Here is a 23649-nt window from a genome sequence, read left to right on the forward strand (position 1 = left end):
CTAATTTGTTCCTATCTGTGAATTCCTACTTAATAAAAGATTTCTTTTCTTTGCATAATAATTACAGCTTAATTGTGTTTGTAATTTTCACTTTCAATCCATTTATCCATGATTACAGTTAAAAATTTTAAATTTCTTGCCTTAATTGAAGGAATTTCGGCCCTATTACTTTTCTTTTTTGCAATGCCAATGAAATACGCTTTTGATATGCCGGTTTTTGTTCGCTATATAGGTATGGCACACGGTTTATTGTTTAGCGTGTATATTATAATGGCTACTATATTGAAATTTGTTGATCGTTGGAATTGGAAGAAATATGCTGTAATATGTTTAGCGTCTATTCCTCCGTTTGGTACTTTTTACATTGAAAAGAAATATTTAAGAAATGCTTAAATTCTCCGAAAAAATATTTGGCTGGTGCTATAAATTGTTAATGAAACTGGATTTTAATGAGACAATTGCGTCTTATTTCAGTCTGGCTGTCAATATCGTTGTATTAAGTTGTATTGCTTATGTGATGTATATGGTTTTCCGTTTTGTTTTGGTAACCATAATGGCAATCGTAGCAAAACGATCACGTACTAAATTTGATGATTTATTGGTCTCAAATGAAACAGCTAAATATATTTCACACTTAATTCCGCTGATTTATATTTATAAATCGGTACCCATTATTTTAGAGGATTTCACTTCCTGGGAAACTATATTCGGCCGTCTTGTTGCTGTTTATATCGTTCTTTTGGTTATTTGGATTGTACAATCGATACTTCGTGCATTCCGTGATCATCTAAAAAGTAAAACAGAATACAGTGATAAACCGATTGACAGTTATGTTCAGGTTATCATGATATTGCTTTGGATTTTAGGCGCCATTATTATTGTCGCTAAAATCATGGACATTGGTACCGATACTTTAGTAAAAACGCTAGGGGCGGTTTCTGCTGTTGTCATATTGATTTTCAGAGATACTATTTTAGGTTTCGTCGCCAGTGTACAGGTTTCCATTAATGACATGATCCGTATTGGTGATTGGATTACAATGGATAAATTTGGTGCCGACGGTGATGTAATTGAAATCAATCTTGCCACAGTGAAAGTCCGAAACTTTGACAATACAACGACTACAATTCCAACATACAGTCTTATTTCTGATAGTTTCAGAAACTGGCGGGGAATGATTAATTCAGACGGAAGACGCATCAAAAGGCACGTATTGATCAAAACAAATTCAATCCGTTTTGTCCGCGAAGAGGAATTGGAAGATTTCAAAAAAATCCAATTGATCAGTTCATATATAGAGAAAAAACAAGTTGACATCCGTAAGCATAACGAATTGCATGAGGTTGACAAAACCTTGTCAATCAATGGACGAAATCTTACTAATTTTGGGTTATTCCGTAAGTATTTGACTAAATACCTTGAAAATTATCCGGGATTAAACAAAGATATGTTGCTGTTATGCCGTCATCTCCAGCCAACATCACAGGGAATTCCTTTGGAAGTTTATGCTTTTTCAAAAGATAAACGATTTGAAAACTACGAGTATATCATGAGTGATATTTTTGATCATATCCTGGCTTCTGTCGTTTATTTTGATTTGGAAGTTTTTGAAATGCCATCCAGCAAAAACGCTATCAGTGAAGCTTAATTGAATAATATTATGGGGTTTATCATCAGAAATGTCAAACCGGAAGAATTTCAGAAATTGGGCCAACTCTTGGTTGATGTTTATTCACAGCTTGAAGGTTTTCCAAAACCGGAAGAGCAACCGGCTTATTATAATTTACTGCTGAATGTTGGAGATTTTACCCAAAAAGATAAAACCGAATTAATTGGAGCCTTTAATGAAATTGATGAATTATTGGCAGGAGTTGTTTTCCTCGGAGATATGCAATATTATGGTTCTGGCGGAACTGCAACTTCAGAAAAGAATTCAGCTGGTTTCAGATTATTAGCGGTCAGAGATTCAGCCAGAGGCTTGGGATTAGGTAAATTGCTGACACTGAAATGTATTGAAAAAGCCAAAGAAATGAATCTGGATCAGGTAATCATACATACCACCATGGCCATGAAACCGGCCTGGGGCATGTATGAAAAAATTGGTTTTAAAAGATCCGAAGATTTAGATTTTATGCAAGGGAATCTGGAAGTATTCGGATTCAGATACCGCTTCTAATTTAATCCTCTACACTTTTTATTCTGTTACGAACGTACTCAACCTGTGTTTTACCGTGTGCTTTCGGTTTTCCATCTTCGCCCAAGCTTACCATTGTGATGGTATCAATAGTAATAATGGTTTCACGCGTCATCATATTCCGTACTTCACATTTTAATACTAATGAAGAGTTTCCGAATTTAACCACATCCAGACCAATTTCAACAATATCTCCCTGCTTGGCGGAACTGATAAAATTAATTTCCGACATGTGTTTTGTAACCACTCTCGGGTTTTCCAGTTGAACAATGGAATACAAAGCTGCTTCTTCGTCAATCCAGGCTAATAATTTCCCCCCGAAAAGAGAATGATTAGGATTTAAGTCTTCGGGTTTAACCCATTTTCTTGTGTGAAATCTCATAGTAAATTATGTTTTTGAATGGCATCTTTGATGATGTCCAGATGATCAAATGCTAAATTTGGTAAATCATTAATTTCAAACCAATTACAATCTTCAGCATCATCAGATGCTTTAGCTTCAGTATTCTCGTTTGCTATTCCAAAATAAGCGATTGAAACGACATGGTTCCGGGGATCACGGAAGGGTTTCCCATAAGCTTTCAATTGTTCCAAATTGCTAACTTTAATTTGTGTTTCTTCTTCCAATTCCCGTTTTGCCGCCACTACCAAATCTTCGTTTTCATCAACAAAACCTCCGGGTAAAGCCCAACAATTCTGAAATGGATCATTCTTCCGTTTAATCAATAAAATCTGTTTGGGATTGGTTTCTTTGATAAGGACAACATCAACAGTAACAAAAATTTTGGAAGTATACATATAATAGGTTTTCAACACTAAATTACTAATAACTTTCGAATGTATTTTCCTATGAAGGCTACATTTTTCGTAAATTTAAGAAAAACAAAGATCATGGAATCCCGAGACACACAACTCCTGGAATGGAGAGGCGAAACTTTAGGAACAGTCAACACTCAGTCATCCAGTGAAGAAGCTTTCCAAAATCAAACCATTAGACCTATATTAAAACTTCAGAATGATTTATTTGTTCAGGTTTTTATCAATTATGCCATTAAGCAGAAGAATGTTTTTTTTGCGCTATCACCCGAAAAGAAAATGACTTACATTGAGAATGTGATCCAAAAGGATATTAAGTTCAGAAATTCACTGAAAGGAATGGTTATCGCTCTTTTTACGGTCAATGAATATTTGGAATACATAAAAAATTCATCAAACCTCAATAAAAGAATGATGAATTTATTAATTGAAAGGCTTAAAAGTCACGTACAATTGTTCGAAGAATGCAATCAATAAATGCTTTCTCCGTTTAGATTTGTTCCGAGTACATCACTCATGTAATCAAAAAACGGTCGCATTGCTTGAAAAGTATCCAAAACTTCGTTTTTGAAATTAGCCGCAGTTACTTCTTTGTCTGAAAAACGGCGGTAAACCAAATATTGCTTTTTCCTAATCAAATCAATTGCGTGGTGTTCTTTGTCAAAATCTTTCGGTGCAGTTTTCAATTCTGCGCCTTGCAACGTACCGAAATATTTAATGAAATTTTCCTCAGAAACTATAGAACGGATGATGCTGTCATCCAATTCAAACTCTTTACGGATCCGTTTTAAATCTTCTGCATTAGGTTCCCAAAAACCGCCTCCAATGAAGCTGGCACCGGGTTGAATATGCAAATAATATCCTCCGCGGAGATATGGTTTAGCCCTGTCATAACTGACGCTAAAATTATTTTTATAAGGCGTTTTATCTTTCGAAAAACGTATATCCCTGTAAATTCGGTGAATTTGCATTTTTTCAATGTTATCACGGGAACCGAGTTCCTGATGAATACTTCCAAAAAATGATTTGATCGCATCATGGTGTTTTTCAAAACGTTTTTTATTATCGTTAAACCAATCCCTGTTGTTGTTTTGAGCTAATTCTGAAAGGAAATCCAATTCCGTTTTTGAAATCATTTTTTTCTTTTAAAAATACCAAATTCCATTTCAATTTTACAAATTATTTGGACCTCTCTTCTAAAACTGATATTACATCTTTCATTTTAAACCCTTTAGCCTGCAAAAGAATTAAATAATGAAATAGTAAATCGGCACTTTCATTTAAAAATAAAATATCGTTACTGTCTTTTGCTTCAATTACCATTTCAATTGCCTCCTCTCCTACTTTTTGGGCAATTTTATTGATTCCTTTTTGAAATAAAGAAGCCACATAACTTGTGTCAGATTGTTTGCTTTTCTTTCTGTTTTCTATGGTTTCTTCCAGTTTTGAAAGAAATTGCCTGTTTGAATTGTTATTTTCGGCCCAGCAGGTATCAGTTCCTTTGTGGCAGGTTGGTCCTAATGGTTTGACTTGAAACAATAATGTATCATTATCACAGTCGGTTTTATAATTTACCAATTCTAGAAAATTCCCACTTTCTTCTCCTTTAGTCCATAAACGTTGTTTTGAACGGGAAAAGAAAGTTATTTTCTGAATTTCCAATGTTTTATTAAATGCTTCCTCATTCATATAACCAAGCATTAACACAGTTTTGGTTTCCGTATCCTGAATAATGGCCGGTACCAAACCGTTATCGTTTTTTGAAAAATCGGGTTTCATATTATAGTCTGATTGTGATGTTTTGTTGTTTTAAAAATTGTTTAAGTTCTGGGATTTGAATCTGCTCAAAATGGAAAACACTTGCCGCCAAAGCCGCATCTGCATTTCCATAATTAAAAACATCTGCAAAATCCTGTTTGCTGCCTGCTCCACCAGAAGCTATGACCGGAATATTCACAACAGAAACCAACTTAGCCAAAGCTTCGTTTGCAAAACCATTTTGGGTTCCGTCGTTGTTCATGGAAGTAAAGAGAATTTCTCCTGCACCTCTTTCTTCAGCTTCTTTTGCCCAATCGAAAAGATCTAAGTCGGTTGGCTCCTTCCCTCCTGCCAAATGCACTTTCCATTGGTTTTCCACCATTTTAGCGTCAATAGCCACGACAACACATTGTGAACCAAATTCCCGGGCCAAATCATTAATTAGTTGTGGATTTTTTACTGCTGCCGAATTAACCGAAACTTTATCGGCACCATTTTGCAGAAGCAATCTCACATCTTCTACAGACGAAATCCCGCCGCCTACTGTAAACGGAATATTTATAGTCTGCGCTACTTTTTTCACTAACGGAATCAGCGTTTTTCTTCGTTCTTCAGTTGCTGAAATATCCAAAAAAACCAATTCATCAGCGCCATTCCCAGCATATTTTGTAGCTAATTCAACCGGATCACCGGCATCTTTCAGATTGATAAAATTGACACCTTTAACCGTTCTGCCGTTTTTTATATCCAAACACGGAATAATTCTTTTAGTCAGCATTACTATTGTTTTTTAATGATAAAATTTTCCAATTGTTTTAATGAAATCTTTCCTTCATAAATTGCTTTTCCGATGATGGTTCCTTCACAACCTAATTGGGCTAATTGCGGTAATTCGTCAATTGTTGAAATTCCACCTGAGGCAATTAGTTTTAATTGTGACGATTTACAATTAATCATAATTTCCTGATACACATTAAAGCCGGGTCCTTCTAGCATTCCGTCTTTACTGATGTCTGTACAGATTACATATTGAATTCCTTCAGAAATGTAATCCTGAATAAAAGGAATAAATGACTCTCCGCTGTTTTCGGACCAGCCTGAGACGGCAATTTTTCCTTCGTTGACATCAGCTCCCAGAATAATTTTATCAGCACCATACGTTCGTATCCAATTTTGGAACACTTGAGGTTCTTTTACTGCGATACTTCCTCCCGTAATTTGATTGGCTCCCGATTCGAAGGCAATACATAGGTCGTTATCACTTTTTAAACCACCACCAAAATCAATTTTCAATTTGGTTTTCGAAGCAATCTGTTCCAGAATTCTGTAATTGATAATCCGGTTTGATTTTGCACCGTCAAGATCTACCAGATGTAGGTTTTCAATGCCGTGTGCTTCAAACATTTTAGCTACTTCCAGCGGATTTTCATTGTATATTTTTTTGGTTTCATAATCCCCTTTTGTAAGACGGACACATTTTCCGTCGATGATGTCTATGGCCGGTATGATTCTCATAATTTAATGTTTTATCTGCGTTAGGGATTGAGGCTTTGTCTGAGCTCTTTTTATTTGCCGTGGCGTTTAGCAAGGCAAATAAAAAAGCGAGTGCCGAAAGCCCGACCCTTGGGTAACGCCCTACTTATTTTTTAAAAAATTCAGCAACAGTTTTTCCCCGGCTTTCCCACTCTTTTCCGGGTGAAACTGCACACCTGAAAAATTATCTTTTTGTAAAGCTGTGGTATATTCCAAATCGTAATTTGTTGTAGCAATGGTTTCGTTACAAACCGGTGCATAATAACTGTGCACCAGATACATGTACTCATTTTCCAGGATTCCTTCAAACAAAGGTGACTTTAAATTTGAAATGGTGTTCCAACCTATTTGCGGCACTTTAACTTTATTCGAAAACCGTCTGATTTCTGTATCAAAAATCCCCAAAGCATCTGTGTTTCCTTCTTCCGAGGATTTGCACAACAATTGCATACCGAGGCAAATTCCCAACAAAGGTTGTTTTAGTGTTGGAATCAACAAATCCAAACCATTTTCTTTCAGTTTTTTCATGGCACTGGAAGCTTCTCCCACACCGGGAAATATTACTTTATCGGCTGCTTTGATGAAATTATGATCATTGGTCACAACACCTTTATATCCCAATCTTTCCAGTGCAAAAAGAATACTTTGTACATTTCCGGCACCATAATCTATAATTGCTATTTCCATTATAAAATTCCTTTGCTTGATGGTAGAATCATTTTTTCGGTATCTCGTTTTACAGCCGCTTTCATGGCTTTGGCAAATGCTTTGAAAATTGCTTCAATTTTGTGGTGCTCATTTGTACCTTCTGCTTTGATATTCAGGTTGCATTTTGCGCCGTCTGTAAATGATTTAAAGAAGTGGAAAAACATTTCAGTTGGCATTTTTCCTATCATTTCACGTTTGAATTCGGCTTCCCAGACCAACCAGTTTCGACCACCAAAATCAATTGCAACCTGCGCCAGACAATCATCCATGGGCAAACAAAATCCGTAGCGTTCAATTCCTAATTTGGTTCCCAAAGCTTTACCGAAAACTTCACCCAAAGCAATGGCCGTATCCTCAATCGTGTGGTGTTCATCTACTTCCAGATCACCATTGACCGCAATGTCCAGATCCATTTGTCCGTGAACGGCTATTTGTTCCAACATGTGATTGAAGAAGTCAATTCCTGTGTTGATATTTTTTTTGCCGCTGCCATCCAGGTTTAACGATATTTTGATATCTGTTTCTTTCGTTATCCTTTCGATTGAAACTGTTCTTGAATTCAATTTCAGGAAGTTATAAATATTTTTCCAATCTGTGGTTTCCAAAGCCAGAACTGACTCTAAACCATTGAGGTTTGCTGAAAGTCCGTTAGCAGATTCATTTATAAGAATTGCTTTGGCTCCGAGATTCTTAGCTAATTCGATATCAGTTAGTCGATCACCGATGACAAATGAATTTTCAAGATCATACGCTTCGGAAAAATACTCCGTAAGCATAGCTGTTCCCGGCTTTCTTGTTAGAGCATTTTCAGAAGGCAACGTTTTATCGATCAATATTTCATTAAAGACAACACCTTCATTTTCAAATGTTTTAATAATAAAATTATGAGCCGGCCAGAAGGTATCTTCCGGGAAACTTGCAGTTCCCAATCCGTCCTGATTGGTGACCATGACCAATTCATACTCCGTTTCCTCTGCAATTTTGCTTAGATATGAAAGGCACTTCGGATAAAACAGTACCTTTTCCAAACTGTCAATTTGTTTGTCATCCGGTTCAATTATAATAGTTCCGTCGCGATCGATAAATAAAACTTTCTTACCCATTTTGTATTGTTTTTAAAGTTTTGATTAATTGTTTGTTTTCTTCTTCGTTGCCAACAGTAATCCGGAGGCAATTTTGACACAAAGGCTGTGATGACCTGTTTCGTATTACGAATCCGTTTGCCAGTAATTGGTTATAGCGTTTTGTTGCGTTATCTACTTTTATAAGGATGAAATTTGCATTAGACGGATAGACTTTTTCAATGAATTTTACTTCAAGCAATTGTTTAGATAGAATTTCTTTTTCCCTTTTAATACTTACAATTTCATCTTTTGCAACTTGATTTTTATTTAATCTTTTTATTGCTTCCAACTGTGTTAATGCATTAACATTATAAGGTGGTTTTATTTTATTCAGAACATCAATAATTTCTTCAGAAGCATATAAAATTCCCAAACGGATTCCAGCCATTCCATACGCTTTTGAAAGTGTCTGTGTGACAACCAACTGCTTATAGTTTTCCAGTTTTAAAATCCAACTTTCTGCATCTGAGAAATCGATGTAGGCTTCATCCAGCACTATCAATCCGTTGAAATTTTCCAAAAGCGTTATTGTTTTATCTTCCTCAATTAAGTTACCTGTTGGATTATTTGGCGAACAGATAAAAATTATTTTGGTATTGTTGTCAATCACCTCCAAAATCTTATCGATATCCGGCTGAAATGAATCAAGCAATATTACTTCCCTATTTTCTACAGCATTCAGATTAGCCAAAACCCCATACATCCCGTATGTAGGCGGCAAAGTGATTACGTTATCACGATTGGGTTCACAAAAGGCACGGATTAATAAATCCAGTACTTCATCGCTACCGTTACCTAACAAGATCTGACTTTCAGGAATATTTTTTAAGACTGAAAGTTGGTGCTTGAGTTTTTTCTGTTGCGGATCCGGGTAACGGTTAATTCCGTTATCGAATGGGTTTTCATTTGCATCCAGAAAAATCATTTCCTTATCGAAATTTTTGAACTCGTCTCTCGCTGATGAATACGCCTCCATTGCAGCAATATTTTTTCGGACTAATTGATTAATTTCCATCTTTGATTGTTTTTAAGCGAATTGTTACTGCATTTTTGTGAGCTTCCAATCCTTCGGCATTTGCCATAGTTTCGATTGTTTTTCCTATGTTTTGGATTCCTTTCTCTGATATTTTCTGAAAAGTCATTGTTTTCAGGAAGCTATCCAAACCAACGCCACTATAGTTTTTTGCGAAACCATTGGTTGGCAACGTATGATTTGTTCCCGAAGCATAATCACCGGCACTTTCCGGAGTAAAATTCCCGATGAACACTGAACCGGCATTATTCACATTGCTAATGAAGAAGTCTTCATCCTTACTGCAAATGATCAAATGTTCTGGAGCGTATTGGTTAATGAAACCCAGGGCATCTTGATTGGTTTTTACTAAAATGAGTTTCGAATTTTCGATTGCTTTTGCTGCTATATCTTTTCTTGGTAAAGCTTCCAATTGATTTTGTATTTCTACTTCCACCGATTTTAGGATTTCTTTCGATGTTGTCACCAGGATTACCTGACTGTCTGGACCGTGTTCCGCCTGGCTTAATAAATCAGAAGCTACAAAAGCTGTGTTGGCCGTATCATCAGCAAAGACAAGTAATTCACTTGGTCCGGCAGGCATATCAATAGCTACATTATACTGAGTTGACAACTGTTTAGCCACTGTTACAAATTGGTTTCCCGGTCCGAATATTTTGTATACGTTATCCATAGTTTCGGTGCCAAAGGTCATTCCTGCTATGGCCTGTATGCCGCCAACTTTATAGATTTTTGTAACACCACACAAAGCCGCCGCATATAAAATTGCAGGATTTACAAAGCCGTTTTTATCCGGTGGCGTGCATAAAATTATTTCTTTACAGTTTGCTATTTTAGCTGGTATAGCCAGCATCAACACTGTTGAAAACAAAGGAGCCGAACCGCCCGGAATGTACAAACCCACCTTTTCAATAGATCGCTTTTCCTGCCAACATAGTACACCTTCAGTCGTTTCAACTGTGATGCGTTGGGTTATTTGAGCTTTGTGGAATTTTTCAATATTTGATTTTGCCTGATTGATCGTTTCTTTTAATTCCGGGGAAACCAGTTTTACAGCTTCTTCTATTTCTGCAGTTGTTACGATTGGCTTTTCAATCATAACACCGTCAAAAATTGACGTATATTTTGCGATTGCCTTATCCCCTTTTTTCTGTACCTCTTTAAAAATACTTTTGACAGTTGGCTCAATATCAGCATAGCTTTGAATTGGCCTAACGGTTAAAGATTCCCATAAAGTTCTGTTTGGATATTTATATTTTTTCATTGTTGTGGATGATTTATAAAACGATTTTTTCAATTGGACACACTAAAATCCCTTCCGCACCGGCAGCTTTGAGTTGGTCAATCACTTCCCAGAATTTTTCCTCTTCTATAACCGAGTGCAGGCTGCTCCAGTTTTCTTCAGCAAGCGGCATAATCGTTGGACTTTTCAAAACCGGAAGGATTTTACTTATTTCCTGAATCTTTTCATTCGGCACATTCATCAGTATATACTTTGATTTTCTGGCCCGTAGCACCGATTGAATTCTGAACAGCAGTTTATCCAAAATTTGATTCGATTCATCTGAGATCAATGGAGAAACAGCCAATACCGCTTCACTTTTAAGGATCACCTCCACTTCTTTCAGGTTGTTTTTGAATAAAGTACTGCCGCTTGACACAATATCAACAATGGCATCAGACAGTCCGATGTTAGGCGCTATTTCAACAGAGCCAGATATTTGGTGAATATCAATTTCCACCTGTCTTGCTTTAAAATAAGCCGAAACTGTTTTGGGATAAGAAGTAGCAATCTGCAGTCCGTTCAAATCGGTTATCGAATTGTAATTAAAGTTTTTCGGTACAGCAACAGAAACCTTACATTTTGAGAAGCCCAGTTTTTCAACCACCTGGATGTTTCTTCCCTTTTCGACCAAAAGATTGTCCCCCACGATTGCTGCATCCACCACACCATCGATAAGATACTGAGGAATATCCGAATTTCGTAAGAAGTATACTTCCAGTGGAAAATTTGTAGCCGTAGCTTTTAGTTGGTCGTTTCCATTATCGATGGAAATTCCTGAATCTTTGAGGATTTGGATACTATCCTCGTTTAAGCGCCCTGATTTTTGAATTGCAATTTTTAAAATACTCATTGTGTTTAGGATTTAATGAGTATATCAAGAGAAGTTGAGTACAGAAAATGAAAAAACCCGCTTGATATACTCAAACGGGTTTATAGTTATATGATTTTACACAATATCATCACTACCTCGCTCGAGCGTGGGATAAATGATGATGATGCAATTGATTTAAAAACATTATTTCTTTTTTTGTTGGCACAAATTTATGCGAATTAATTTTTAATAAACAAATCTTTTTTGAAAAAAGTCTTTTTTAATTGCTTCACAACTAAGCCATTATTTAGCGGGATCAGTTGTAACAGCAGGCGTTTCGCGTATTTCAGAGTGGCGTATTTCACCACCCGAAGTTCCTACAGGACCTGACAAAATAAGTGCCACAACCACAACTGTAAATACTAAAAACGACATTAAAAGTGCTTTCTTATGCTTCTTATAATTAACGAAAAGTCCGAGAATCGATGTTAAACCCACCACATACATCAATTTCATAAAACCTTCAGCTGCTTCTTCATGCTCGTGGATTAAATCATGTGAAAATCCGGGCATTTCTTCAACAAAATGTTCTGCTTTATCACCCGTCATCATTGAGATTTTCCCCATAATCATACAGAAAATAAAAATGACATAAGCGATATTGATCAACAATGCATTTTTCTTAAACATTCCATATCCTAAAATTGCGATTCCGAAGAATAATCCAATAATAGGAAAATGGTTGATTAACATGTGGTAATGTGCTTGGTTCATAGTCTATTAAGTTTGGTTTAATTACGTTTAAAATCAGAGTAATTCCGGGCGGTATTCAAAATGCATGGTGTCATAATGGTACCAGTTTCCGCCCCAAATGAAGCCGTTTTTTTTGAAAATATCCACGATTTGCTGTGGGATCTTATTCTTATACTTCAATTTTGCATTTTCATTTGTGCATTTACAATCCCATTGCCAGTAATTCGAAAATTTGGTATTGATATCAATTGTCATTCCGAAACTATGTGTGCTAAGACGGTTTGTGCCGGCAATTTTACGCCAGTTGAACGTTCCCCCGATATTTGAAAGATAAGGTTTTAAATTGGGATGTTGATCCAATTCATTTGAAATTTTAAGAATTGCTTTATCAACGTCGTTTACCGTTGTTACCTTTATTTTTTGATTCACTAATTTCGGGCACCAGATAATTTCAATCAGTTTTTTGGCTACCTCTTCTTTCGAATTGCCATATATTTTTTTAAAAAAAGTTTCATTCCGGATTCTTCCTGCGTCATTAGTTCCGGGTGTGGTATAGTTAAATTTAAATTTAAATTGGTCCTCAATATCCGGATTATCCAGCAATTCCTCCTCATTCTTTTGTTTTCCGTCATCATAAATCATTGACGAACCATCTTTAAAGAACAGTTTATTGTCTTTATAATGCGAGATTTTATCAGGATAGGCCTTAATCAGTTTTTCTGCGCCTTGCGGAACTTCGGCAGAACTATTTACAATGCACAAAAACAGTATTGAAAGGATAAATTTCATTTAAAATCTTTTTAGGTGCGACTTTTTGAATGTCCATTCAGGCGTTACAAGCATTTCACCAAAATCTTCACTATACCAAGGAGATATTTTTGAATTATTGGTATTTTTTAAAATCTGAAGTTCCTGAGCCGGCATGTAACTTTGTGCCAGCATAAACATTTTTTTGCCTTGTTTATTTATTGCCATATCCACAACAATTACGGCATGCCCGGGGAAACCGCCTTTGATGAATACATCCCCTATTTCGATATCCGAAACCGAAGCAACAGGTTTCAATTCCTTTTCAAGAGAAGCAGTTCCGGCAAATTGAAAAATCTGTTCCAGGTAATCCCAGTAGGCTTTCGCAGAACTATCAGGTTTTGTCTTTTTAACCCAAGAAGTTTTATTTCCTTTGACTGCGATACGATAACCTTCGCGCCATTTTGAATAATCTACGCGGAAACCATTAGTGAAATTGAAATGAATTTTATCGTATTGTTTTTGTGCAAACCAATAATCAGCTCTTAGCCGCATAACAGCGTCAGCACATTGATGCAGGTCTTTAGTACCTATAGGCAAATCAACTACGGCAACATACGCATCATCCGGTTTTGAATCACCATCATGGTATTTGACCAAAGTTCCTGCTTTTTTTAATGGAAGATTCCTCAAGAAATGACCAAAAGAATTTTGATTTTCATTTGTTCTTTCAAAGCCGGCGGGTACCGAAAATCTAGTTCCGACAGTATTCCCGTTGGACTGATTCTTTTCGATTGATTCAACTGATTTATTTTCTGCATTAGCATATAATAAACCAATGCAAACAATAACCGGAATTAAAAACAGTGCTTTTACTTTCATTATCAGTATACTTTTATGTAGATTATGCTCTTTCGAGGTCTACTTATCTTGGTCGGTGCCTTACTAATCTTCTTCCAAGGCTTACTTATCTTCTTCCGAGCCTTACTTATCTTCTTCCGAGCCTTACTTATCTTCTTCCGAGTCTTACTTTTCTTCTTCCGAGTCTTACTTGTCTTCTTCCGAGTCTTACTTGTCTTCTTCCGAGTCTTACTTGTCTTCTTCCGAGTCTTACTTATCTTCTTCCGAGCCTTACTTTTTAGAGTAAACCGTTATATTTTCGGGTAAACCATTCGGTTGTCAGTAAAAGAGCCAGAATTATAAGTCCCCAAATCCAGTCAATTAACGGTGAGCGTGTCACTACTGCTTTTTGAACGGCTTTATAGTCTGGATTATTTTCCAGGAAACGGATTAATTCGTTCACCTGTGCAGGTGCGAATGTTTTTCCCTGCGTATTTTGTGCCAATTGTTTTAATCGGGGTAAATCAGCATTTGTGAATTGTTTTTCGGCATCGAAATCAAGAATATGGAATGTTCCTGTATATTGTGTATTTGAACTTTTCTCTTTAACTGTAAAGCTATAATTCCCCGATTCAAGATCCTGGAAATTCACCTGAAAATCGTTGCTTCCCTTTGAGAAATCGTAAACCTTATACGTATTACTGTTTTTATTTTTTAACTGGATTGTAAGCTGTGCATTTTCGTCGAATTCATAGTTTTTATTAAAATATTGCGCTGAAATCACGATATTTTCACCTGAATTGTAGAAACTCTCATGCGTGACTACCAAGTTTTTCTTTTGTGTATTAGAAGCCAGGAACTGAATTGTTTTATCCAGAAAAACATCAAATTTCTCAAACGATTTTTCTTTTAAATGACTTTCCATGCGCCATTTCCAAATGTTTTCACCAAATAGATAAGCATTTCTGTTCATGCCGTTTTCGGTATAAGCCAGTAACGGATTTTCTGTACTTACATTCCGGATTCTGGATTTAAGTAATGTATTCGTATTTCCTTTAGGCGTAATCGTTCCAAATGCATTTTCCAAAGGAGGAAACTGTTCAAATCCTAAATTATCGATGGCAAACAAGTTAAAACCCGAATCAAAATCGGCTGAATAATCCTCTTTTTGCATGACCATTTTAAAATCAAAATGATTTTGGTAGCGGTTAAGCAAATTGAAGTCGGTATTCACACCTGTAATTACAAATGTGTTAATTTTAAGATTGCTGTTTTGATCCAAAACCGATTTGAAATCAGAATTCGGTTGATACAACACCAAAACATTATAATTTTGTAACGACTTGATTTCATTTGGTTTAACCAAAGTTACTTTGCGTTGTACGTTAGTTTCAACCGAACGCTTGATTGCGCCTAAATCAGGATGCGAAATACTGGAAATTAAAGCAATTTCAGAACGCTGATCAATGATTTCAACTGCAAAATTTTTAGCATTGTTGAATTTATTCTTTTCGTTTTCGGCAGAAGAAATAACTGCTTTATAAGTATGCACTCCCACTTTATCAGCATTAAGCAAAACCGAAACTTCCTGTGATTTTTTTGAAGAAGAAAAAGATACATTCTGTTTGAAAATAGTTTTTCCGTTTTCCTGAATACTGTAAGTTGCTGAGATTGCTTTGTTCCCGTTATAATAAAGAAAAGCTTCAACCGGAAATTTATTCTTTAAAAAAGCGTATTTGTTCGTGTTGAGTTGGTTGATTTTCAAATCCAGATGTTCGATAGTATCCCCTAAGACAACCGGGAAAGCATTAATGCCTGGTTGAATGTTGAACACATAGTCATCCCCTTGCGTTTGATTTCCGTCGGTCAACAAGACAACCGGATAATTCTGGTTACGGTAAATTTGTTTCAGGTTATCAAAAACCTTGTAAATATTTGATCTCTTTCCTTTAAAATCAAGTGGTTTTCCTGAATTCAGGTCTTCATCAAAAGAAAAAAACTGAAGATCGTATTTTTCTTTAAGTTTTTCATTGTTGCTTAATACTTCTGCAATGCTTTTCGCCTGTTGGTTTTGGTTTAAAAAAGCAATTGACTCCGAATTATCAGCAATGACGGGAAGCGGTGTTTTTTTTGTTTCGTACGTTTTTCTTGAAATTACCGGATTAATCAGCAATACTAGAATCAGGAATATAGTCAGAAAACGTAAAAAAGCTAAAAACCGATTCAGTTTTGAATGGTTTTTAGCCTTGTATAAATATTGGTAAAATGCAATTCCAGCAGATAAAACAATTGCAGATAGTAAAAGTAAAATTGTACTGAAATTCATTTTTTATTTCCGGACATTAAGAATAGGAGTTAAAGATAATAAGAATCTTTTAATCCCAAAGGTCTATTGTCTAAATTAGGTTAACATTCCCCCGTCAACGTTTAACACTTGTCCTGTTACATAAGCACTCATATCTGAAGCCAGGAACACACATGCGTTAGCGATATCTTCCGGAGAACCACCTCTTTTCAAAGGAATAGTATCTCTCCATCCCTGAACCACATCTTCGTTTAATTTTGCAGTCATTTCAGTTTCGATGAATCCCGGCGCAATTGCATTACAACGGATATTACGCGATCCTAATTCCAAAGCGATTGATTTTGAGAAACCAATCATACCTGCTTTAGAAGCAGCGTAGTTTGCCTGACCTGCATTACCTTTTACACCAACAACAGAACTCATGTTAATAATAGAACCGGCACGGTTTTTCAACATTGTTTTCTGAACCGCTTTCGTCATATTGAAAACAGATTTAAGGTTGATATCGATTACTGCGTCGAAATCTTCTTCAGACATACGCATTAAAAGGTTGTCTTTAGTAACACCTGCATTGTTGATTAAAACATCTACAGTTCCAAATTCTGCCAATACATCATCCACTAATTTTTGCGCTTCGTTGAAGTCGGCTGCATTTGATTTGTATCCTTTAGCTTTAACACCTAAAGCAGTTAATTCATTTTCAAGAGCCAAAGCTGATTCGGCTGATGAACTGTAAGTAAAAGCTACATTAGCTCCGTTTTTAGCAAAAACTTCGGCAATTCCTTTACCAATTCCTCTACTTGCGCCTGTGATAATTGCTACTTTTCCTTCTAATAACTTCATATCTAAATATTAATATTTTAAAGAAGCCAAATATACACTATTTTAAAACAAAAAAAATTGATTTTACAATTAAACCTTTTATGGCGGGCAATGTCTTAGTTCAAACCTTAAAACCAACCCCATGAAAGTATTTCTGAAACAACTGTTTTTTATTCCCGTGATCTGCATTCTTTTTCCTTCCTGTTCCAGTAGTGATGAAAATGAGTATGAACCCATACCTGAAGATGAATATCCAAACGTTACTGCTGCCTTCGGTGCTAATTTGGATTTAGCAAATCTATACAATTATGCGAATCAGGCTGTTCCGAATTACATTACTAAAGACAATTCAGTACCCAACCCGATAACCGATAAAGGAGCAACTTTGGGGCGTGTTCTTTTTTACGACAAAAACCTTTCTTCAAACAATACTATCTCCTGTGCCAGTTGCCACCAGCAGGCCAATGCTTTCAGTGACAGCAATACTGCCAGCACAGGAGTTAACGGAACCACTCCCAGACATTCCATGCGTCTTGTGAATTCGCGATTTGCAAGGGAATCCAAATTTTTCTGGGATGAAAGAGCCACTACCCTGGAATTCCAGACTACCCAACCCATCCAGAACCATATTGAAATGGGCTTCAGCGGTACCGAAGGTGATCAAAACATGTCCGGTTTAATTGCCAAACTGAACGCAATACCTTATTATAAAGAGTTATTTAAGTTTGCTTATGGAACTGAAGGAATTACAGAAAACAAGATTCAATTGGCGTTAGCACAGTTTGTGAGAAGTATTCAGTCGTTTGATTCAAAATATGACATTGGAAGAGCACAGGTAGCTAATGACGGCCAACCCTTCCCAAACTTTAGCCAGCAGGAGAACAATGGTAAAAACTTATTTTTAACTGCCCCTGTTTTTGATGCTACCGGAAACAGAACCAGCGGTGGTTTAGGTTGTGCCGCTTGTCATGCTGCACCGGAGTTTGATATTGACCCGAATTCAAAAAACAATGGTATCATTGGAACATTAGAAGGTACTGGCATTGACATCACCATTACCCGCGCTCCTTCATTAAGAGATTTAGTGAAACAGGACGGAACTTTAAACGGTAATTTCATGCATACAGGAGTCATAACAAGTTTACAGGCTGCCATTGGCCATTATGGCACGATAAACGTAGCTCCCGGAAACACAAATTTAGACCCAAGACTAATGCCAAACGGCCATGGACAGCAACTTCATCTTACTGCAAACGAAGTAAACGGAGTCATTGCTTTTCTCAGAACATTATCCGGTTCAAATGTTTATACCGATCCCAAATGGTCTTCTCCATTTCCCAATTAACAGTAAAGCGCCGTAAAAAGCGCTTTTTTGTTGAAAAATACTTTTAAAAAACTGGCAACTTTTTTTATACTCCGAATGCAATAACTATCTTTGCCTTTCTTAAAAATATACGCACTAAAAAAATGAAGATTTCATATAACTGGTTAAAGCAATTTATTAAAACGGATTGGGATTCGGAAAAAACCGGAGCAATGTTGACTGACTTAGGTCTGGAAGTAGAAGGAATTGAAAAATACCAATCTATTAAAGGAGGTTTGGAAGGTATCGTTGTGGGACACGTTCTTACATGTGTACAACATCCGAATGCTGATAAACTTAAAATCACAACCGTTGACCTTGGAGGCGAATCTCCTGTTCAGATCGTTTGTGGTGCCAGTAATGTTGCTGCGGGACAAAAAGTTCCTGTTGCCACTATCGGTACTAAATTATATGATAAGGAAGGTGCAGCATTTGAAATCAAAAAAGGGAAAATCAGAGGTGAAGAAAGCCACGGAATGATTTGTGCCGAAGATGAATTGGGATTAGGTGACAGCCACGACGGAATCATGGTTCTTGATGAAAAGCTGGTTCCGGGTACTCCTGCTTCAAAAGTATTCAATATTGAAAATGACGAAGTTTTCGAAATCGGATTGACGCCCAACCGTGCTGATGCAATGAGCCACTGGGGTGTTGCCCGCGATTTGCGTGCCGGTATGTTACAGCAGGACGAGCACGTTGAATTGATTACACCTTCTGTAAGTTCGTACAAAGTAGAAAAAAGAACACTTAAGATCGATGTTAAAGTTGAGGATAATAAATTAGTACCAAGATATTGTGGTGTTACCATTTCCGATTTGAAAGTTGGTCCTTCACCAGCTTGGTTGCAAAACCGTTTGAAAGTCATTGGGCTTACTCCTAAAAACAATGTAGTTGACGTTACTAATTATGTATTGCATGAATTGGGACAGCCGTTACATGCTTTTGATGCCTCTAAAATACACGGAAAAGTGATTGTTAAAAATGCAGAAGAAGGAGCAAAATTCATCACACTGGATGATGCTGAACGTACTTTAAGTGCTGAAGACATCATGATTTATGATGAAAAAGGTCCGTTATGTATTGCAGGTGTTATGGGTGGAAAGAATTCAGGGGTTAATGAAACCACCACTTCTATTTTCCTGGAGAGTGCTTACTTTAATCCGGTATCGGTAAGAAAAACAGCAAAGCGTCACGGAATTAATTCGGATGCATCATTCCGCTTTGAAAGAGGAATTGATCCAAGCATTACAGAATATGCTTTAAAGCGTGCAGCCATCTTAATCAGAGAAGTTGCCGGTGGTGATATGACTTCTGACATTATAGATGTATATCCTAAAAAAGTTGAAGACCATCAGGTTTTATTAAACTTAGAAAAAGTTAATAAATTAATCGGGCAAACTATTCCGGATGATGAAATTAAAAACATTTTGGTTTCATTGGATATTAAAGTAAATAGTATTTCCAAAGTTGGTTTAGGACTTGTAGTTCCTGCTTATCGTGTGGATGTAACCCGTGAGATTGACGTAATCGAAGAAATCTTACGTGTTTACGGATACAATAACATTCAGTTTACCCAAAAACTAAACGCTACAACTGCGCATTCCGCAAGAACCGAAGATTATAAAATACAAAATATAGTTGCAGGATTATTGGTTGGAAACGGTTTCAACGAAATGATGGCCAATTCCCTGACAACTCCTTCTTATGTTGCGTTAAGCGACAGCATCAATGAAAGCAACAATGTATTGATGTTAAATCCGTTAAGCGGTGATTTGTCTGCGATGCGTCAATCGTTATTATTTTCGGCTTTAGAGGCTGTTTCGTTCAACATTAACAGAAGAAATTCCGATTTAAAATTATTTGAATTCGGTAAATCTTACCATAAATTACTATCCGGTTATCAGGAAAATGCCCATTTGACATTAACCGTAACAGGGAATCGAAACAGTGAAAGTTGGACTGGTGCGCAAAAGCCATCAGATTTCTTCTTGTTCAAAGGTTATATTTTAGGTATTTTAGAGCGCTTAGGTTTGACCAAAACTTTAGTAACCAGTCCGTTGAAAACTGATGTTTTTGCTGAAGGTATGGTTTATGAGTCTGGGAATTCGACTTTAGTAGAATTTGGAACTATCAAGAAAACCATTTTAAAACAATTTGATATCAAGCAGGATGTCTTCTTTGCAGATTTCAATTGGAATTCGATCTTAAAAAATATTTCAGCAAACGGAATTAAATTTACAGAGATCTCTAAATATCCAGAAGTAAGACGTGATTTAGCATTGTTATTGGATGATAAAGTTGAATTTTCTAAAATTTTTGATTTAGCGAAAGCAACTGAGAAAAATTTATTAAAGAAAATTGATTTATTTGACGTTTACCAAGGTAAAAACTTGCCCGAAGGTAAAAAATCATATGCTGTAAGTTTCACATTACAAGACAGTTCAAAAACATTGACTGATGCTCAGATTGATAAAGTAATGGGTAAACTGACCCAGTCTTTTGAAACCGAATTAGGAGCCAGTTTAAGATAATTTTCCAACTGTTAAATACAGTTATTTTATTGTAACACAATCTGTAAATCACTAACTTAGTGACATATAGATTGTGTTATGTTTTTTAACAAGGTTAATATTAAAGACGTTTTAATACGGGAAAACTCAAAACCGGGTCATGAATCTTCTTTGCTTCAATTTACACAATCTGTACTTGATACTAATGATTCAGATCAATATACACTCGTCAATAAACTGTACATCAACAAATTAGAAAACGATAAGGTTTTCCATATCGATACCATCCGGAAAATATGCATCACTTACAGGTTACGCTTTTTAAACAGTAAATACTACAAATTAGACATTCCAGAAGAAGCCAATATCAAAATCCGACAACTCGAAATTGATCACAAAACATCCCTGCACAGCTTTAAAATACTCGCAACGGCAAAAGCTTTGAAACTCAAAAATTATGACGATCCTTTACTTTTTGTTCCCATGGGAAATGATTATTACTATTTAATCTATAAGTGGGGAAACGATTTGAGTCCGTTGCGAAAATGGAAAGCTCTACCTTATAGAAACTTCGGTAATTTACTTGCGTTCATTTTACTCTTGAGTATTGCCACAACCTTTATGCTACCTTATGAAAAACTGGGTACCGAAACGTATTCTACCATAAAAATGATTACTTTCCTCTTTATCTTCAAAACCTACTGTGCCATATATATATATTATTTCTTCTGGAAGGGAAAACATTTCAGTGTGAGTAATTGGGACAGTATTTATTACAATTAGCCTCTAGTTTTAGCAATCCTTTTCTTAACCTAGATTAAGTGTATCCGTGAATATTCGGAGTACCTTTGGGTATCATTTAAAAAATAGGAAACAATGACAACAAAAAAAATCGAATTGGTAGCCGAACCAAAAGCACCGCATTTTGTTGGTGATGGTTTTAGAGTGCACAATTTTATCCCGAGCGGTTATCGTTTGGATATGGAACGTATGAGTCCGTTTATCATGTTAGATTACAATTCAAAATATAACTTCCCTCCTTCTGAGATTCCTAAAGGAGTTGGTGTTCATCCGCACCGTGGTTTTGAAACCGTTACGATTGCTTATAAAGGAAAAGTAGCACACCACGACAGCGCAGGAGGTGGCGGAATCATAGGTGAAGGTGATGTACAGTGGATGACAGCGGCTTCGGGCGTATTGCATAAAGAATATCATGAAGAAGAATTCAGCAAAACCGGAGGAGAATTTCAGATGGTACAACTTTGGGTAAATTTACCGGCAAAAGATAAAATGAGCAATCCAAAATACCAGGCGATAGCCAATGTAGAAATGGGACGCTTTGAACTTCCGGATAATGCCGGTTTCATCGAAGTGATTGCCGGTAGTTATGAAAATGTAAACGGCCCGGCTTCAACCTTTACACCGGTTCATATGCAAAATGCAAAACTGAATAAAGGAGGCAAAGCAGGCTTTTCATTTCCGGCGCATTATAACACTGCTCTACTGGTTATCGAGGGAAGTGTAAAAGTGAATAATGAAGAAGTTGTACCAACCGATCATTTTGTTTTGTTTGAAAACGAAGGCGAAGACTTTACTATTGAAGCACTTGAAAATGCAGTGGTTTTAGTTTTGAGCGGTGAACCCATCAACGAACCTATTTTTCCGCATGGACCATTTGTAATGAATACACGTGAAGAAATTGTTCAGGCAATAGACGATTTCAATAATGGAAAATTTGGTCATTTAGAAAACTAATGGCCAAATTTTATCAATCTGAAATTCTAAAAATCTAATCATCCAATAATCTAATCATCTAAAAAATGAAGCCAGAATTTGAAAATATTCCGTTAGTTAAAAACGAAAGCGAGCACCAATTTGAGATCACAGTCGAAAACCACAAAGCTTTAATCGCTTATAAGGAAAGACCCGGTATAATTACTTTAATACACACGGGAGTTGAACCGGAGCTTGAAGGAAAAGGCGCTGCCACAGCGGTAATTGAAAAGACTTTGGATTATCTTGAGAAAAATAACTATAAACTGGTTCCGTTGTGTCCATTGGTATTTGCCTATATCAAAAGACATCCGGAATGGAAACGGATTGTGGATGAAAATTTCAAAGGATTTGAAGAATAAACTTTAATTTTAAGCAAAATAAAAAACAATGTCAAACATACAACTGATTATTGAAGAACGTTCAGCAGATATTGGGAACTTTATGGTGGGCCGGTTACTGCCTTTCCGGGAGAAAAGAACCGTGGGACCATTTGCTTTTATCGATCACATGGGGCCTTCCTTGCTTAAGGATTACCAGAATTTAGATGTTCCGCCGCATCCTCACATTGGATTATCAACATTGACGTATCTTTTTGAAGGAAGTATCATGCACAAAGACAGTTTGGGGACCGAACTTGAAATTCAGCCCGGAGCGGTAAACTGGATGACAGCCGGAAGCGGAATTGTACATTCGGAACGGACGCCACAGTACTTAAGAACTTCGGAAAAAAGCTTGCACGGATTGCAGATTTGGGTTGCACTTCCGAAGGAACTCGAAGAGATGGATCCAACTTTCAGTCATGTTGAAAAAGAAGACATTCCGTACTGGGAACAAGACGGATTATCAATTAAACTTGTCGCAGGAGAAGCTTTCGGGCGGAAATCACCCGTGCCGGTATACAGTCCGTTATATTTTTTAGAGATCAAATCGGATACAAAACAAAAAGTAACGATTGGTGATGAATTATACGGCGAAAGTGCCCTGTATATCCTTGAAGGAAGCATCAGTGACGGAACCAACAATTTCGGGCCAAAACAGATTTTGATTGCAAAAGACACCAAATTTTGTGAGTTTGAAATAGAAGCCAATACCACCGTTTATATTTTTGGCGGAGAACCTTTTCCGGAGGAACGGTTTATCTTTTGGAACTTCGTTTCATCAAGCAAAGAACGTATTGAAAAGGCTAAAACCGACTGGACGAACCAGACTTTTGCCAAAGTTCCCGGCGAAACCGAATTTGTACCACTACCCGCACCTATTAAATTTTAAGA

Annotated in this window: 26 protein-coding genes; 10 read left to right on the forward strand and 16 right to left on the reverse strand. The window is 36.6% G+C overall.

What is annotated here, in order from left to right; all coding sequences use genetic code 11:
* Positions 1 to 108 precede the first annotated feature (108 nt).
* Genes NAT51_RS02045 through NAT51_RS02055 form a run of 3 tightly spaced genes read left to right on the forward strand, consistent with a single transcriptional unit; the run spans position 109 to position 2176 of the window.
* On the forward strand, positions 109 to 393 hold the full coding sequence (locus NAT51_RS02045; protein ID WP_250594605.1) for a DUF3817 domain-containing protein: 285 nt from the start codon (positions 109 to 111) through the stop codon (positions 391 to 393).
* On the forward strand, positions 386 to 1648 hold the full coding sequence (locus NAT51_RS02050) for a mechanosensitive ion channel family protein (protein ID WP_250594607.1): 1263 nt from the start codon (positions 386 to 388) through the stop codon (positions 1646 to 1648). The genes NAT51_RS02045 and NAT51_RS02050 overlap by 8 nt, the downstream gene beginning before the upstream one ends.
* A 12-nt stretch (positions 1649 to 1660) precedes the next feature.
* Positions 1661 to 2176, forward strand: a complete 516-nt coding sequence (locus NAT51_RS02055; protein ID WP_250594609.1) for a GNAT family N-acetyltransferase — start codon at positions 1661 to 1663, stop codon at positions 2174 to 2176.
* A gap of 1 nt (position 2177) precedes the next feature.
* On the opposite strand, the gene NAT51_RS02060 is transcribed toward NAT51_RS02055, so the two are convergent.
* On the reverse strand, positions 2178 to 2576 hold the full coding sequence (locus tag NAT51_RS02060; RefSeq protein WP_250594611.1) for an acyl-CoA thioesterase: 399 nt from the start codon (positions 2574 to 2576) through the stop codon (positions 2178 to 2180).
* On the reverse strand, positions 2573 to 2992 hold the full coding sequence (locus NAT51_RS02065; RefSeq protein ID WP_250594613.1) for an NUDIX domain-containing protein: 420 nt from the start codon (positions 2990 to 2992) through the stop codon (positions 2573 to 2575). The genes NAT51_RS02060 and NAT51_RS02065 overlap by 4 nt, the downstream gene beginning before the upstream one ends.
* Positions 2993 to 3085: 93 nt before the next feature.
* On the opposite strand from NAT51_RS02065, the gene NAT51_RS02070 reads away from it, so the two are divergent.
* On the forward strand, positions 3086 to 3487 hold the full coding sequence (locus tag NAT51_RS02070; protein WP_250594615.1) for a glyoxalase: 402 nt from the start codon (positions 3086 to 3088) through the stop codon (positions 3485 to 3487).
* Here NAT51_RS02070 and NAT51_RS02075 read toward each other — a convergent pair.
* From NAT51_RS02075 to fabG, 14 genes are all read right to left on the reverse strand, one after another.
* Positions 3481 to 4146, reverse strand: coding sequence for a DUF2461 domain-containing protein (locus NAT51_RS02075; protein WP_250594617.1), 666 nt, complete (start codon positions 4144 to 4146; stop codon positions 3481 to 3483). The genes NAT51_RS02070 and NAT51_RS02075 overlap by 7 nt on opposite strands.
* A gap of 43 nt (positions 4147 to 4189) precedes the next feature.
* Positions 4190 to 4789, reverse strand: coding sequence for a bifunctional phosphoribosyl-AMP cyclohydrolase/phosphoribosyl-ATP diphosphatase HisIE (gene hisIE, locus NAT51_RS02080; protein WP_250594619.1), 600 nt, complete (start codon positions 4787 to 4789; stop codon positions 4190 to 4192).
* 1 nt (position 4790) lies between these two features.
* A complete protein-coding gene (gene hisF, locus NAT51_RS02085; RefSeq protein WP_250594621.1) occupies positions 4791 to 5546 on the reverse strand; it encodes an imidazole glycerol phosphate synthase subunit HisF in 756 nt (251 codons plus the stop codon).
* 2 nt (positions 5547 to 5548) lie between these two features.
* Positions 5549 to 6283 (reverse strand): 1-(5-phosphoribosyl)-5-[(5-phosphoribosylamino)methylideneamino]imidazole-4-carboxamide isomerase, encoded by a 735-nt coding sequence (gene hisA / locus NAT51_RS02090; RefSeq protein ID WP_250594623.1) that lies wholly within the window; start codon positions 6281 to 6283, stop codon positions 5549 to 5551.
* 120 nt (positions 6284 to 6403) lie between these two features.
* A complete protein-coding gene (gene hisH / locus NAT51_RS02095) occupies positions 6404 to 6988 on the reverse strand; it encodes an imidazole glycerol phosphate synthase subunit HisH (protein ID WP_250594625.1) in 585 nt (194 codons plus the stop codon).
* Positions 6988 to 8112, reverse strand: coding sequence for a bifunctional histidinol-phosphatase/imidazoleglycerol-phosphate dehydratase HisB (gene hisB, locus NAT51_RS02100; RefSeq protein ID WP_250594627.1), 1125 nt, complete (start codon positions 8110 to 8112; stop codon positions 6988 to 6990). The genes hisH and hisB overlap by 1 nt, the downstream gene beginning before the upstream one ends.
* Positions 8105 to 9148, reverse strand: a complete 1044-nt coding sequence (gene hisC, locus NAT51_RS02105) for a histidinol-phosphate transaminase (protein ID WP_250594628.1) — start codon at positions 9146 to 9148, stop codon at positions 8105 to 8107. The genes hisB and hisC overlap by 8 nt, the downstream gene beginning before the upstream one ends.
* The gene (gene hisD, locus NAT51_RS02110) at positions 9138 to 10430 is read right to left on the reverse strand and encodes a histidinol dehydrogenase (protein WP_250594630.1); all 1293 of its coding nucleotides are present in this window, start codon (positions 10428 to 10430) and stop codon (positions 9138 to 9140) included. The genes hisC and hisD overlap by 11 nt, the downstream gene beginning before the upstream one ends.
* A gap of 13 nt (positions 10431 to 10443) precedes the next feature.
* A complete protein-coding gene (gene hisG, locus NAT51_RS02115) occupies positions 10444 to 11301 on the reverse strand; it encodes an ATP phosphoribosyltransferase (RefSeq protein WP_250594632.1) in 858 nt (285 codons plus the stop codon).
* Positions 11302 to 11565: 264 nt separating this feature from the next.
* Entirely contained in the window at positions 11566 to 12036 is a 471-nt protein-coding gene (locus NAT51_RS02120; RefSeq protein ID WP_250594634.1) for a hypothetical protein, read from the reverse strand.
* Between the two features lie 33 nt (positions 12037 to 12069).
* The gene (locus tag NAT51_RS02125) at positions 12070 to 12804 is read right to left on the reverse strand and encodes a M15 family metallopeptidase (protein WP_250594636.1); all 735 of its coding nucleotides are present in this window, start codon (positions 12802 to 12804) and stop codon (positions 12070 to 12072) included.
* Positions 12805 to 13644, reverse strand: a complete 840-nt coding sequence (locus tag NAT51_RS02130; RefSeq protein ID WP_250594639.1) for a DUF4846 domain-containing protein — start codon at positions 13642 to 13644, stop codon at positions 12805 to 12807.
* 256 nt (positions 13645 to 13900) lie between these two features.
* Positions 13901 to 15928, reverse strand: coding sequence for a hypothetical protein (locus NAT51_RS02135; protein WP_250594641.1), 2028 nt, complete (start codon positions 15926 to 15928; stop codon positions 13901 to 13903).
* Between the two features lie 75 nt (positions 15929 to 16003).
* Positions 16004 to 16750: a 3-oxoacyl-[acyl-carrier-protein] reductase gene (gene fabG / locus NAT51_RS02140; protein WP_250594643.1), complete on the reverse strand. Its 747-nt coding sequence runs from the start codon at positions 16748 to 16750 to the stop codon at positions 16004 to 16006.
* Positions 16751 to 16871: 121 nt separating this feature from the next.
* Between fabG and NAT51_RS02145 the strand changes: the two genes are divergently transcribed.
* The 6 genes from NAT51_RS02145 to NAT51_RS02170 all read left to right on the forward strand — a co-directional run bounded on the left by NAT51_RS02145 (position 16872) and on the right by NAT51_RS02170 (position 23647).
* Positions 16872 to 18074: a cytochrome-c peroxidase gene (locus tag NAT51_RS02145; RefSeq protein WP_250594645.1), complete on the forward strand. Its 1203-nt coding sequence runs from the start codon at positions 16872 to 16874 to the stop codon at positions 18072 to 18074.
* 122 nt (positions 18075 to 18196) lie between these two features.
* Positions 18197 to 20623, forward strand: coding sequence for a phenylalanine--tRNA ligase subunit beta (gene pheT / locus NAT51_RS02150; RefSeq protein ID WP_250594647.1), 2427 nt, complete (start codon positions 18197 to 18199; stop codon positions 20621 to 20623).
* A gap of 78 nt (positions 20624 to 20701) precedes the next feature.
* On the forward strand, positions 20702 to 21385 hold the full coding sequence (locus NAT51_RS02155) for a hypothetical protein (RefSeq protein WP_250594649.1): 684 nt from the start codon (positions 20702 to 20704) through the stop codon (positions 21383 to 21385).
* Positions 21386 to 21478: 93 nt separating this feature from the next.
* Positions 21479 to 22357 carry a pirin family protein gene (locus NAT51_RS02160; protein ID WP_250594651.1) on the forward strand — a complete coding sequence of 293 codons (879 nt, stop codon included), beginning with the start codon at positions 21479 to 21481 and terminating at the stop codon, positions 22355 to 22357.
* Between the two features lie 65 nt (positions 22358 to 22422).
* The gene (locus tag NAT51_RS02165; RefSeq protein ID WP_250594653.1) at positions 22423 to 22737 is read left to right on the forward strand and encodes a GNAT family N-acetyltransferase; all 315 of its coding nucleotides are present in this window, start codon (positions 22423 to 22425) and stop codon (positions 22735 to 22737) included.
* Between the two features lie 28 nt (positions 22738 to 22765).
* On the forward strand, positions 22766 to 23647 hold the full coding sequence (locus NAT51_RS02170; protein WP_250594655.1) for a pirin family protein: 882 nt from the start codon (positions 22766 to 22768) through the stop codon (positions 23645 to 23647).
* The last annotated feature ends 2 nt before the right edge of the window (positions 23648 to 23649 follow it).

Origin of the sequence: Flavobacterium amniphilum (genome assembly GCF_023634845.1) — a bacterium.
GTDB classification, from domain to species: Bacteria; Bacteroidota; Bacteroidia; order Flavobacteriales; family Flavobacteriaceae; genus Flavobacterium; species Flavobacterium amniphilum.

Bases quoted from the DNA above. Each gene is read 5' to 3' on its own strand.
- NAT51_RS02045 (WP_250594605.1), top strand. From the start codon at position 109: ATGATTACAGTTAAAAATTTTAAATTTCTTGCCTTAATTGAAGGAATT.
- NAT51_RS02050 (WP_250594607.1), top strand. From the start codon at position 386: ATGCTTAAATTCTCCGAAAAAATATTTGGCTGGTGCTATAAATTGTTA.
- NAT51_RS02055 (WP_250594609.1), top strand. From the start codon at position 1,661: ATGGGGTTTATCATCAGAAATGTCAAACCGGAAGAATTTCAGAAATTG.
- NAT51_RS02060 (WP_250594611.1), bottom strand. From the start codon at position 2,576: ATGAGATTTCACACAAGAAAATGGGTTAAACCCGAAGACTTAAATCCT.
- NAT51_RS02065 (WP_250594613.1), bottom strand. From the start codon at position 2,992: ATGTATACTTCCAAAATTTTTGTTACTGTTGATGTTGTCCTTATCAAA.
- NAT51_RS02070 (WP_250594615.1), top strand. From the start codon at position 3,086: ATGGAATCCCGAGACACACAACTCCTGGAATGGAGAGGCGAAACTTTA.
- NAT51_RS02075 (WP_250594617.1), bottom strand. From the start codon at position 4,146: ATGATTTCAAAAACGGAATTGGATTTCCTTTCAGAATTAGCTCAAAAC.
- hisIE (WP_250594619.1), bottom strand. From the start codon at position 4,789: ATGAAACCCGATTTTTCAAAAAACGATAACGGTTTGGTACCGGCCATT.
- hisF (WP_250594621.1), bottom strand. From the start codon at position 5,546: ATGCTGACTAAAAGAATTATTCCGTGTTTGGATATAAAAAACGGCAGA.
- hisA (WP_250594623.1), bottom strand. From the start codon at position 6,283: ATGAGAATCATACCGGCCATAGACATCATCGACGGAAAATGTGTCCGT.
- hisH (WP_250594625.1), bottom strand. From the start codon at position 6,988: ATGGAAATAGCAATTATAGATTATGGTGCCGGAAATGTACAAAGTATT.
- hisB (WP_250594627.1), bottom strand. From the start codon at position 8,112: ATGGGTAAGAAAGTTTTATTTATCGATCGCGACGGAACTATTATAATT.
- hisC (WP_250594628.1), bottom strand. From the start codon at position 9,148: ATGGAAATTAATCAATTAGTCCGAAAAAATATTGCTGCAATGGAGGCG.
- hisD (WP_250594630.1), bottom strand. From the start codon at position 10,430: ATGAAAAAATATAAATATCCAAACAGAACTTTATGGGAATCTTTAACC.
- hisG (WP_250594632.1), bottom strand. From the start codon at position 11,301: ATGAGTATTTTAAAAATTGCAATTCAAAAATCAGGGCGCTTAAACGAG.
- NAT51_RS02120 (WP_250594634.1), bottom strand. From the start codon at position 12,036: ATGAACCAAGCACATTACCACATGTTAATCAACCATTTTCCTATTATT.
- NAT51_RS02125 (WP_250594636.1), bottom strand. From the start codon at position 12,804: ATGAAATTTATCCTTTCAATACTGTTTTTGTGCATTGTAAATAGTTCT.
- NAT51_RS02130 (WP_250594639.1), bottom strand. From the start codon at position 13,644: ATGAAAGTAAAAGCACTGTTTTTAATTCCGGTTATTGTTTGCATTGGT.
- NAT51_RS02135 (WP_250594641.1), bottom strand. From the start codon at position 15,928: ATGAATTTCAGTACAATTTTACTTTTACTATCTGCAATTGTTTTATCT.
- fabG (WP_250594643.1), bottom strand. From the start codon at position 16,750: ATGAAGTTATTAGAAGGAAAAGTAGCAATTATCACAGGCGCAAGTAGA.
- NAT51_RS02145 (WP_250594645.1), top strand. From the start codon at position 16,872: ATGAAAGTATTTCTGAAACAACTGTTTTTTATTCCCGTGATCTGCATT.
- pheT (WP_250594647.1), top strand. From the start codon at position 18,197: ATGAAGATTTCATATAACTGGTTAAAGCAATTTATTAAAACGGATTGG.
- NAT51_RS02155 (WP_250594649.1), top strand. From the start codon at position 20,702: ATGTTTTTTAACAAGGTTAATATTAAAGACGTTTTAATACGGGAAAAC.
- NAT51_RS02160 (WP_250594651.1), top strand. From the start codon at position 21,479: ATGACAACAAAAAAAATCGAATTGGTAGCCGAACCAAAAGCACCGCAT.
- NAT51_RS02165 (WP_250594653.1), top strand. From the start codon at position 22,423: ATGAAGCCAGAATTTGAAAATATTCCGTTAGTTAAAAACGAAAGCGAG.
- NAT51_RS02170 (WP_250594655.1), top strand. From the start codon at position 22,766: ATGTCAAACATACAACTGATTATTGAAGAACGTTCAGCAGATATTGGG.